The 12794-nt window shown below is 38.3% G+C and carries 6 protein-coding genes and 1 tRNA gene; 2 read left to right on the plus strand and 5 right to left on the minus strand.

The genetic code is table 11. The features are described from left to right. Positions 1 to 14: 14 nt before the first annotated feature. Complete coding sequence (locus ACE1ET_RS10040; RefSeq protein WP_375728265.1) at positions 15 to 3407, minus strand: SusC/RagA family TonB-linked outer membrane protein; 3393 nt, start codon at positions 3405 to 3407, stop codon at positions 15 to 17. 398 nt (positions 3408 to 3805) lie between these two features. Between ACE1ET_RS10040 and ACE1ET_RS10045 the strand changes: the two genes are divergently transcribed. After that, positions 3806 to 5278, plus strand: a complete 1473-nt coding sequence (locus ACE1ET_RS10045) for a sodium/proline symporter (RefSeq protein ID WP_375728266.1) — start codon at positions 3806 to 3808, stop codon at positions 5276 to 5278. A 56-nt stretch (positions 5279 to 5334) separates the two neighbouring features. On the opposite strand, the gene ACE1ET_RS10050 is transcribed toward ACE1ET_RS10045, so the two are convergent. Continuing rightward, positions 5335 to 5408 (minus strand) — tRNA-Asp (locus ACE1ET_RS10050). A gap of 384 nt (positions 5409 to 5792) precedes the next feature. Between ACE1ET_RS10050 and ACE1ET_RS10055 the strand changes: the two genes are divergently transcribed. Then, on the plus strand, positions 5793 to 8066 hold the full coding sequence (locus tag ACE1ET_RS10055) for an ATP-dependent helicase (RefSeq protein ID WP_375728267.1): 2274 nt from the start codon (positions 5793 to 5795) through the stop codon (positions 8064 to 8066). Between the two features lie 16 nt (positions 8067 to 8082). Here the strand turns inward: ACE1ET_RS10055 and ACE1ET_RS10060 are convergent, their stop codons facing one another. From ACE1ET_RS10060 to ACE1ET_RS10070, 3 genes are read right to left on the minus strand one after another with little or no spacing between them, the layout of a single operon-like run. Continuing rightward, entirely contained in the window at positions 8083 to 9528 is a 1446-nt protein-coding gene (locus ACE1ET_RS10060; RefSeq protein WP_375728268.1) for a glycoside hydrolase family 57 protein, read from the minus strand. A 6-nt stretch (positions 9529 to 9534) separates the two neighbouring features. Then, positions 9535 to 10827 carry a glycosyltransferase family 4 protein gene (locus ACE1ET_RS10065; RefSeq protein WP_375728269.1) on the minus strand — a complete coding sequence of 431 codons (1293 nt, stop codon included), beginning with the start codon at positions 10825 to 10827 and terminating at the stop codon, positions 9535 to 9537. Further along, a complete protein-coding gene (locus ACE1ET_RS10070) occupies positions 10824 to 12773 on the minus strand; it encodes a glycogen debranching enzyme N-terminal domain-containing protein (protein ID WP_375728270.1) in 1950 nt (649 codons plus the stop codon). Before ACE1ET_RS10070 ends, ACE1ET_RS10065 begins: the two co-directional genes overlap by 4 nt. Positions 12774 to 12794: the final 21 nt, after the last annotated feature.

Here is a 12794-nt window from a genome sequence, read left to right on the forward strand (position 1 = left end):
TTTCTCAGTTAAAATTAAAAATCAACATTTACACCAAATGTATATGTTCTGGCTCTTGGATATGCACCGAAATCAAGGCCCGGTGTAGCATAAGACCCCTTGCTCTCATTTGCATTTACTTCCGGGTCAAGACCTGAATATCCAGTAACTGTTAGTAAGTTTCCACCGGTAAAATAAACCCTTAACCTGTCAATGGCAACTTTTTTAGTCAAACTCTTTGGTAAGGTATATCCTAACGTTAATGTATTCAAACGTAAATAATCCGATTTTTCAATCCATTCAGACAGAACCAGACCGAATTCATGGTATGGTGTATGATATAATGCATTGGCATTTAACGCATTCAAATTATCAGGATCTGTTACAGGAATAAGGTCACCGGAACCATCAATATCATAATATCTGTAAGTATCCTTTACAAAATTTAAACTGTTTGAACCGAATGTGTAGTCTTTTCTACCTGTTGTATTTAAGAGTTTTGCCACGTTATAAACATGACCACCTAACGCATATACAAAATTAGTAGTAAAGTCGATACCTTTATAGCGTACATTTAATCCAAATCCACCTGTATGACGAGGTATCATTTCACCTAGTATAGTTGCATCGTCCGGAGTGATTACACCGTCACCATTTGTATCCTTAATTTTTAAAGCGCCTGGGAACACCTTAGTACCAATATCTACTGCAGTTCCGGTTGAGTCCATGCGTACAACATTAAAAGGATTAGGATAATTACCAATTTCGTTAAAATTATCGTAATAAGGTACACCGTCTTTCAGTGTATACTCACCGGTATTGCTATCATAGTTGAAATCATCCGGGCTGTAATAACCGTCATAGACATATCCCTGGATTGTTCCCAATGGAGTTCCTTCTTTAAACAGGAATTCTTTTCTGGGATATGTTGAGGTTGAATTCCAGTCAGTACCGTAATCTGTTACGACACCTTCTTTCAGTTTCTCGATATTATTTTTGTTGTAATTATAAGTAGCATTTACACTAATGGTAAGATCTTTATTGCGTACAATATCTGTATTGAATGAGATTTCCACACCTTTATTCGATGTATTGCCTAAATTCTCCCATTTATAATCATACCCGCTTGACTGTTGTGTTGGTACCTGACCTAATAAGTCAATTGAATTGTTTGAATATACTTCAACTGTACCGTAGATACGGCCATTAAATACACTGTAATCAACACCCAAATTTCTTGAGATAGTGGTCTCCCATTTCAAGTTATTGTTAGGATAAATACCATTGGACACATAAGTGATATTGCCGTTGGCATCAAAGCTTGGAGAATAAAGAGCATGCCAGGCATCATAAGGAATATTGTCGTTTCCTGATGAACCATAGGAAATACGAAGTTTCAAATTGTCAAGCCATCCTCTGGTAGACTCCAGGAATGGTTCATCGGATGCACGCCAGGCAAAAGCTCCGGAGGGGAAAGTACCTGTTCCGAATCTCGGTGCAAAATTAGATGAAACATCAGTCCTTACGGCTGCCGTAAATAAATATCTGCCTTTATAATCATAATTTAAACGGCCGAAGTATGAATATGCAGCTGAAGCAACATTGAAATTATTGTAAAAATCAAAGTTTTGCTTTTGGATCGGATACAATCCAGACGCTTCATCATACGATGATAAATCCGCAAACTGCATTCTTGCCATAGTTGTCTGGAAATCATAATCTGCGGGATAACTTTGTCCAAAGATGCGTGATGTTTTACTTTGTGATTTTGAAATCTCAAAACCTGCCAGTAATTTTAAGCTATGTTCTCCAAGACCCTGAACTTCCCAGTTAACTGTTGTAAACGATCTGTAGGCAGTTGACCGGTATAAATCAAGTCTGGCCCGACGGTCAGTAACCAGATTGTCGGCATTTGGAATTGCAATACCCGCATTATAATACTGATTTTCTGAATACCGGTTCGAACCATTAATTTCAGATCTGAAGGTCAGTCCGTTAATAATCTCCCAGTTAATATAAGCAGATCCTCTGAACCGTTGAAGGTTTCTGATATCTTCTACATTGGTTGTAAGTACGTAAGGGTCATAAGTTGGATCCACATTAACGTCACCATTACCAAACCCTGAAGGGATAGGATCATACTGTCCCAGCGGATTGTCAATTGGTCTGAAACGGTATGCAGAAGATAAAATTGATCCTGAACCGTTAGACGTACTCTCGTTACCTTCCTGACGGGTTTGAACATAATTTAAGTTAAAACCAATTTTAACCTTCTTATATAATTCATGTTCCAGTTTTAGCTGAAGATTATGACGCTGGTAACCAGATTTAATTTTTATCCCGTCGTCTTTTATCATATTGGCATTAACAGCAAGAGTTGTTTTTTCAGTTGCTGTTGAAACACTAAGGTTGTGTTCGTTTGTCAACCAGCCACTTCTTAAAAGGTCATTTGTATAATCATGTATAGGAACGTTTGCATAATCATTCCACGCTTCAATACCTGAATGCCCCAGTGAATTTACATTAGCTGTTCCTAAACCATAATATAAGGCAAAATCGTCACCCCAGCTTTGCTGCATGGCTGTCATATAGCTCCACTGATTTAACAGATAATCCTGTGTGTTCAGCGGTACAAGTTGTTTAGCGATGTCTTTTGATTGCATGTAACCACTATATGATATTTTTGTGGTGCCTTTTGCAGTTTTTAATCCTTTTGTCGTAACCAGTATTACACCGTTTGCACCGTTTGCACCATAGATAGCTGTTGATGCAGCATCTTTAAGTACATCGATGGATTCTATCTGATCGGCAGGTATTTCATTTAATGAAACACCCTGGATGCCGTCTACTACAACTAAAGGATCATTGGATTGTGTAATGGAACCTCCTCCACGGATTCGAATCTTAATATTAGCTCCCGGACGTCCGTCCTGTGCTGTTACTGCTACTCCGGAAAGTTTGCCCTGCATAGCCTGAGCAACATTTGCTACCGGAGTTTCTATTAATTCATCTGTTTTAATGGAAGAAACAGCGCCGGTTAAATCGCGTTTAGTTGTTACGCCATAACCAATGGCTATAACTTCATCCAGGCCAATACTGGATTCTTCCAGTTTTACGTTAATTGTTGATTGTCCTGTAAATGGAATTTCCATAGTTTGCATTCCAATGAAGGAGTAAACAATAGTTTCGGTGCCTTCAGGGACATTAAATGTATAATTTCCGTCAATATCCGTTATAACACCTGTTCCAGTTCCTTTGGCTACGACATTAACACCAGGCAACGGATCACCGGTTTTAGAGTCAGTAACCTTACCTTTTACTGTTTGGGTTTGTGCAAAAACGCCAAACGTTGTAATTAAAAGTGCTGCAATTGTAACCGCAACCTTTCGGGATATATACAACCCGGGTTGCAAAAGGGATTTTTTCATAAAATTTGCCATACTTTTTTAGTTAAGTAAATTATAATTGTTTCAATCTTAATATTTGATTCGCTTTTTTGTCGCAGAGTTTTGAGGTTCGTATCTCATATGTTGATACAAATTAGTGTGGTTTTTTTCTTGTTCTCAATAAAAGCAGTTTTTCAATATACGAAATTGTTAAAAAAAATTAACAATTAATAGTGTTTTTATATCTATTATAGGGATTATTTTCCCAAAAAGCGGGCTATAATTTACATAAGCATGATCGTCCTACTGTTTTACGAATAGTCTTATTTCGGCTATCTGAAATTTATCATTCGTTCTTTCAGGAGTTTAGTTGATCCGGAAATATCTTGATTTTGATTTTTGTTTTTTCTGCCCTAAATTTCCGTTCAAAATAATACTAAATGACTTTTGTTTTTATTCTCTATCTGGTATTGTTAATTTTTATTGTTGCGTGGTCTGCCCGGAAATCCAAATCAAATACCGATTTTGTGATAGGTGGCCATAAATTATCGGGATACTCCCTAGCGCTCTCAGAACGTGCCACAGGTGAATCTGCCTGGTTGCTTCTTGGGTTAACAGGTCATGCTTATGCCGAAGGTATAGCTGCAGTCTGGGTTGCTGTAGGATGTGTGGCAGGAATTCTGTTCATCTGGTTTTTTATGGCTCAGCCACTCAGAGAAATGCAGCAGAAAACATCCGCACTTACCGTTTCTTCATTGTTTACACATAGATTCAGGAACCATCATAAAAGCATTACCATAATTACATCTGTGATTATTATCTTCTTTTTCATGTTATACATTGCTTCTCAGTTTTCAGGAGCTGGAAAAATATTCAATAATACATTTGGTATTGATCCTGTATGGGGTATGGTTTTGGGTTCATTACTCGTAACTGTTTATACTATGTTGGGAGGTTTTATAACAGTAGTGGCAACAGATGCGTTTCAGGCCATATTAATGGCAATAACCTGTATTGTATTGCCCGGTGTTGCTATTGTAATTGCTCAGAATAATGGGGTGGATTTATCAGGATTATTTACTACAATCCCAGAGTCTTATTCACAATCCGGAGGAGCAGGGATCTTCTCATTTCTGTTGATTGTTAATGGGCTAAGCTGGGCATTCGGATATACAGGCCAACCACAATTGCTTACGCGAATGATGGCCCTGCGGAACAGGAAGGAAACTTTACAGGGCAGGAGAGTGGCTGTTATCTGGACCACATTGGCATATGGTGGAGCATTTATGATTGGTTTGATGGGATATAAGATGGTACAGGCCGGTTTGCTTGGCAATGCAGCAGCATCTTTAGCTGAAGATGCCGAAAAAATTATGCCGACAATGGTTATGTTGCTCCTGAATCCGATATTGGCAGGTATATTATTGTCAGGAGCCATAAGTGCAATGATGTCAACTGCTTCATCACAATTAATGGTGGCATCCACAGCCATAAGTGAAGATCTTGTTGAGAGCCTGAAAAGAAAGAAGTTTTCGCAAAAACAAAAATTGCTGATTAATAGGATTCTGGTAATTGTGGTGGGGATTGTTGCATTTGGTTTTGCAATTTCAATGGAAGAAACGGTTTACGGACTGGTCTCCTATGCGTGGTCGGGTATTGGAGCATCTTTTGGACCTGCTGTTTTATTGCTTCTGTTCTGGAAACGGTTTTCGGTTTTCGGATTGTACGGTTCATTAGTCGGCGGAACATTATCAGCCATTGTATGGAAAACATGGTTGACTGATCCAACCGGAATTTCGGAAAGACTGGTAAGTTATCTCATGGCTTTTACGCTAGCCGTTTCTCTATCACTTTTATTTCCTTCAAAAATACAGAATCAGAACTGCAAAAACAGATCAAATGAGGTTTTTTAGTAAAAATAAAAAGCTCGCCTTCGTACCGGTTATCCGGTGACTTCGGCGAGCGAAGGCGGTCTGGACGGGACTCGAACCCGCGACCCCATGCGTGACAGGCATGTATTCTAACCAACTGAACTACCAAACCAAAAATGTTGATCAATCGCTTTATTGATCAGCCCTTATTGTTAAAGGCGGTGCAAATATACAACAAGAATTTATTTTTGCAATGGTTCAAAAAAAAAAAATCCAAACTTTTTTCAATTTGTAAAAAATCAGGATTTAAATTAAAAGCACAAAAAAATTAAGGGGTGGTGGCCCACCCCTTAACCATAACCTATTAACCTAATATAACCTTATGAAAAAGCCTAATTGTGCTTTTGCTCTACAAAGGTAATTGATGATAGCGTTAAAAAATAATCATTGAATTTAATAATTATTAATTGCTGCAGGAATTTTGTTAATAAGTATGCAGAAGTGATTTTGCCTTCCACATGTCAAGGTATTAAATTTGAGGTTTTAATCCTGTAAAGTGAAAGATTTTTTAAAGGAATTAAACAGCGCTCAGAAAGAAGCGGTTATACATACGGATGGACCATCCCTGGTGCTTGCTGGAGCAGGGTCGGGAAAAACAAGGGTACTAACCTACCGTATTGCTCATCTTTTAAATAATGGTGTAAATCCGGGATCGATACTTGCCCTGACCTTTACTAATAAGGCTGCCAGGGAAATGAAGGACCGTATAGCCAGAATTGCCGGATATCAGGTTGCCCGGTATTTATGGATGGGTACCTTTCATTCAATCTTTTCAAGAATTCTGCGTAAGGAAAGTGAGATGCTTGGATTTCCTGCTACATTCACTATCTACGATACCTCCGATTCCAAATCATTGATAAAAACCATTGTTAAGGAGCTGAAGCTGGATGACAAAGTATATAAACCCGGTTACATTCAATCCAGAATATCGCTTGCCAAAAATAATCTTATTACACCTGGTGCTTACGAGTCTAATTCACAATTGGTTCAGACCGACGGCATGAACAAAATGCCGCAGATAAGCCTGATTTACAAGATGTATGCAAATCGTTGTAAAAGGGCTGGGGCAATGGATTTCGATGATTTATTGTTATATACTAATATTCTGTTCAGGGACCATCCTGATGTGTTGAGAAAATACCAGGATCAGTTCAGGTATGTTTTGGTGGATGAGTATCAGGATACCAATATGGCGCAATACCTTATTATAAAAAAGCTGTCAGAAGTTCACCGGAATATTTGTGTGGTTGGGGATGATGCCCAGAGCATTTATAGTTTTAGGGGAGCAAAAGTTGATAATATTCTCAGGTTCCCGAAGGATTTTCCCGGATGCAATGTATATAAGCTGGAACAGAACTATCGATCAACACAAACTATTGTTTTAGCAGCAAACAGTTTGATAGATAAAAACAAGGATCAGTATAAAAAGAATATATTTTCTGAAAATGATACCGGGAATAAAATATCTTTTATAAATGCTTACAGCGATGTGGAGGAAGGTGTTTTAGTGGTAAACCGTTTAAATGAATTGCGCCTTCGTGATCATTTCGATTACCAGGATTTCGCGATTCTTTACAGAACAAATGCACAGTCCAGAGTATTTGAAGAGGCCTTGAGAAAACGCAATGTTCCATATAAAATTTATGGAGGATTATCTTTTTACCAGCGCAAGGAAATTAAAGATTTACTGGCTTACTTCAGGCTTATTATTAATCCTTCAGATGATGAAGCCTTGAAGAGAGTGATAAACTTCCCTGCCAGAGGAATAGGAAAAACAACCCTGGATAAATTGTCTGAAATGGTTGCGGTTAATCATGAACCAATACTAAAAGTCTGTCTGGATCCGCTCAGGTACAATCTTAATGTTAATTCCGGTACTGCAAATAAGCTGACCCGGTTTGGAAATCTGATTGTTCAGATGAGAACAATTTCCGAGGAAGGCAATGCCTACGAACTGGCATATGAGGTAGCGTATAAATCAGGATTGGTTAAAGAATTAAAATCAGATAATTCACCAGAGAATGTTAGCCGGCTTGAAAACATTGAGGAACTTCTGAATGCAATCCGGGATTTTGCCGATTCTGCCAGAGAAGAAGGAAGTCCGGACGGGATAGAACATTTTCTGCAGGAGGTTTCCCTGTTAACTGATCAGGATAATGAAAAAGAGGAAGACCGGAATAAAGTAACCCTGATGACTGTACACGCGTCAAAAGGTCTTGAATTTAAAAATGTATTTGTTACCGGACTGGAAGAAGAGCTTTTCCCCTCGGCCAAAGCTATGGATAATCCAAAGGATATGGAAGAAGAGCGACGTTTATTTTATGTTGCAGTAACAAGAGCCGAAGTTAACTGTACTGTTTCGTTTGCGAAGTCGCGTTACCGTTTTGGAACACCTGTTTTTTGTAAACCGAGCCGTTTTTTAAGAGATATTGATCTGGAATTTTATGATAATCCACAATCTGTTGGCCTGCTGTTGGGGAATGGTTTAGTAAATCGAGCCAATAAGGACAGGCAAGGTTTTGTGAACAGGAAGAAGACAGAATCTGCAAGTACACGGTTTAAGAGACCTGAAAGAAACACTCCGGTAAGGGACACGTCTGATTTTAAACCGGATCCTGCTGAAAATATCAAGGCAGGAGATACGGTAGAGCATATAAGATTCGGTAAAGGAAAAGTTATTACTTTACAGGGTGAAAAAGCCATCGTTGACTTTGAAACTGCCGGAAAAAAAACCTTGCTACTTAAATTTGCAAGGTTAAAAATATTGTAAATATTTAGATCAGTTTTTATTTTTTGCCTTTTGTTTTTGGTGCTGATTTGGAAGTTGCCTTCGGTTTCGCTGTACCTTTTACGGTTGTTTTGGTTTTTGTAATTTTCTTAGCAGATGTTTTTGTTGCAGCACTTTTTGACGTAGTTGTTTTGGTAGCTGCCACAGGTTTTACTTCGTTTCTGACTTCAATTTTAGTCTGAATGGATTTAAGCTGCTTTTTGGTTTCCTCCAGCTCTTTTTCAAGAGAAGCTATTTTTAATGTTTTTTCATCCATCCCTTTTGTTGCTTCCTTGAGCTGCAGTTCAAAGTCGCTCAGAACATTCATATAATTCATGAATGCATCGTAAGGTGAGTCGTAAGGATTAAAATAAGCATGAACCTCTCCATCGGAGAAAAACTTGGTACACATATAATAAAAATGGTCGCTGCACTGCAGATATTGCCAGTTCTTTTTCAAAACAAAATCATCTACTTTATCAACCAGATGTTTTAGTTTGTACAATTTATTAAATGCTTCATCCTGAAGTTCATTCCCAAGCCAGGCCGTAAGATCACGTTCCTCATCAGCCCATGAAATTGGATATGGAACATGAATGGCAGAGATCGGATTAAAGGATTTTGCAACCTCAGATGGTGTGGCAAATTTGAATTTATTTTTGATGGCCACTTCAGGTAATGACTTAATAAAGTCAAAAATTCCCGTATCAGCTTTCTGATGCTCACCAAAGGTTTCATAGTCCATAAAGATGTTGAAAACCTCTTCCTTTTGATCATGAGAATTAATCCATCCAATATACTTGTCAGCGGTTAATGGATGTTCGCTCCAGGCAGAATTTGAAAACCTGAACGCTATATCGTCACTAAGTTTATAATTTCTGAGTAAAACTTTAAGTTTTGGATTCAGACTATTGCAGTACATGAAATTGGGACTTTTCCAACCCAAAACATGCTTTGCACCTTCTGTTAGCATTGCCTTAAAACCCAGCTCAGAAATAGTCAGTCCCATTTCATCGGAATAAATGAGCTCAGTGTTTCTGAAAACTGTAGGTTTTTGCCCGAATAATTCTTCAATCTTTTCACTGTGCTTTTCAATCTGTTGTTTGAAACCACTTTTTGTTTTTAAAGCTGCCAGAGAATGGGCATATGTCTCAGCTAAAAATTCAACCTGACCTGTGGCTGCCAATTCCTTAAAACTTTCTAAAACTTCAGGAGCATAAAGTTCAAAATGCTCCAGTGCAAGCCCCGAGATGGAATAGGCAACTTTAAATGCACCTTTGTGTTTTTTTATCAGACTTAGAATCAGTTTGTTTGCTGGAAGATATGAGTTGTAGGCAACTTTTGTTGTTATAGATTCATTCGTATAATCATCGTAATAATAATGATCGTTGCCAATATCAAAAAAACGATACCTTTTTAGTCTGAAAGGTTGATGAACCTGGAAATAGAAACAAATCGTTTTCATAAAGGATTATTTTGGACTGTAAACTGAGTTATATACTTCTCTAACCTTAAGGGCTGCATTTTCCCATTTAAGGTTATCCACTTCAATCCGCCCCATTTTTTTAAACATAGAACTTAAAGCAGGATAATTTAGTAACCCGTATATCATGTCGGCTGTCGCGTCAATGTCCCAGTAGTCAACTTTAAATGCATGAGTTAAAATCTCAGCAACACCGGATTGTTTGGAAATAATTACGGGAACATTGGATTGCATTGCTTCAAGAGGTGATATACCAAAGGGCTCAGAAACGGATGGCATTATATATACGTCACTAACCTTAAGCATTTCAAACACCTGATCCCCTTTAAGAAATCCGGTAAAATGAAACCTGTCAGCGATTTTTCGTGATGCTGCCATCGAGATCATTTTTCTCATCATATCGCCGGAACCTGCCATTACAAACCGCACGTTACTCATTTTTTGTAAAACTCTGTAAGCTGCTTCAACAAAATATTCCGGGCCTTTCTGCATGGTGATCCTGCCTAAAAAGGTAACCACCTTATCATCTATGCCTTTCTTGATTTTTAGTTTATCGAGATTGCTTATCGGTTCTACGGCATTGTAAACGGTCGTAACTTTTGCCGGGTCAATAAAGTATTTTTCTATAACGGTGTTTCGGGTCAGATTACTTACCGAAATAATTTTGTCAGCATAATCCAGCCCCTCTTTTTCCATTCTGTAAACCTCCGGGTTCACATTTCCACGGCTGCGGTCAAAATCTGTGGCATGAACATGCAGAACAAGTGGTTTTCCGGAAACCCTTTTCGCAGCCATTCCTGCAGGATATGCCAGCCAGTCGTGGGCATGGATCACGTCAAAATCATAGTCTCTGGCAATAACTTCAGCAACAAGCGAGTAGTTGTAAATTTCTTCTAAAAGATTGGCTCCGTAAGTCCCGCTGAAATCAATCGTACCGTCATCTTTAGTCTGGACTGTTTTATATTCTGTCGACACATTATAGTCAAGTAACTTCCAATATTCTTCCGGATCAACATAAGGTACAATTCTTGAAGAAACTTCCAGATATTCAATTCGGGTATTGTTTTCTTTTAACTCAACTTTTGTTTTGGTTATAGGAATCTTATTGGCACCAATCAGGCTCATGCGTGAGGTGTCTTCGTCGCCATAGGCTTTTGGAACAACAAAGATTATATCAAGGTCTTTTTGTGCAGAGAGTCCCCTTGTTAATCCATAGCTTGCTGTTCCCAGTCCGCCAGATATATGAGGTGGAAATTCCCACCCAAACATGAGTACCTTCATAAAGTATTATTTTTTTCTAAATCCTGTAATTTCAATGCAATTCTCAGCAGTTCAGCCACATTAATCGCTGAAGAAATAGCGCCGTGTCCTTCATGGGGTGGGTTGCCATTATAATATTCTGATATTGAACCGATACAGTTATGGGTCATTTCAACATCAAATTCATCAAGTAAAGTCTGAAGATAATGCACCCCGCTATTCTTGTATATTTTTAAATATGCATCGGTAAAAGATCCCAGTAGCCATGGCCAAACTGAACCGTTAAAGTAATATTTGTCCCTGAAATGCTGGTTGCCATGAAGATCACCAACAAAATCAGGTTCCCTCGGTGAGAGTGACCGTAACCCACGTGGAGTTAACAAATTCTTTTCAATAACATCCAGTACTTTTTTCTGAAGATCTTTTTCTATGGGTGAATAATCAAGTGAAACAGCAAAAAGCATGTTCGGTCTGATAATTCTGCATTTATAATTATTGGCCGGATCAACAAAGTCATACAAAGCAGTACTGTCTCCGTTTTTAAATATCCCTAAAAAGCTCTTTTCAACTTTTGCTATAATTTCTTTAATCAGCTTTTTCTGTTTGCATTTTGGCGAACAGTTATCTCTGTAATAACATAATGCATTATACCATAGTGCGTTGGCTTCTATGAGATAACCACTTCTGTATACAGATGGTTTGCCTTCAGAAACAGCGTTCATCCAGGAGCCGGGAATGTCTTGTCCATCAACATATAGTAAGCCGTTATCGTGTAAGCTAAGTCGATTGACATTACCATCAATAATATATTTTATTGCTTTACCATATACAGCTTCGTAATTACTGAATTCCAGTCCGATAGTTCCTGTAAGTTTTTGGAGTGACCAGGCAGCCCAAAGCAATACATCAGGGGCATCATAATCCTGAATGCCCGGAGGTATAATATGTTTGTCGAGGTAAAGATTCATATCAGAAATAATATTCTTAAATGTATTTCTGAATGGTTGTGTGCCTCCTATGGATAAAGATAATCCGGGCAAAGCTATAAATGTATCCCTGCCGCGTATCGGAAGCCATGGATAACCAGCTTTAATATCTGCTCTGTTTTCTTTATAGACAATAAACTGGTGAGCTGAATTTTTCAAACAATTAATAAAATTATTTCTCGGTGACCTGTTTTTAACTTCAGCATTAAATTTCTGCTTTAACCCTTTAGTGTTTATTTCACTTGTTCCGGCAGAAAATATTATGCTTTCTCCCTTTTTAATTGGTAGCTCAAAAAATCCTGGAGAGAACAAATCCTCTTTGAAATCATATCCACGTTCCTGTTCTTTTCTGTATTCAACTCCATAATACCAATGAGGTACAGCTACATATTCTACGGTTTTTGAAAATTGCATCGCAAGCTCGGGATAACCATCGTACATGCTTGTGGCTATACCGTTTTCAATGATCCTGTGGTTGTGATTGACATTCATGTTAGAACCGCTTAGGGCGTGGTAATTTCTGAATGCCAGCAGAGGTTTGAATTTCATGATGACAGGCGAATGTGCATCTACTAAGGTATAACGCAGCAAAACCCGGTCTTCTCCAGAAATAAATACCTTCTCTTTTGTAAGAATAACACCTCCAACCCGGTAGGTTACTTTCGGAATTGTTTCACATTCAAATTCACGGATATATTTATGACCTTTAGGAGAATAGTGCTCATTGTCGAATTTATGCAGTGCGAGATTAAATTCGGATTCGTGTTGAACCACAGTTTCATCTAATGATGAAAGCAATACGTGTGGGTCGTTATCAAGTTCCGGAACCGGGCAAACCAGTAACCCATGATATTTCCTGGTGTTGCAGGCACTTATTGTTGAACAACTGTATGCACCTGTTCGGCTCGTTCTTAATAGTTCTTTGTCTAATGAGATTTCAAGATTTATGAGGTCTTGTTTCTCGAATTGGAGATAACTCATTGTTTTAATATTTTACGCTCC

The organism is Quyinboa mangrovi, from assembly GCF_042219825.1.
GTDB lineage: Bacteria > Bacteroidota > Bacteroidia > Bacteroidales > UBA5342 > JBHJHP01.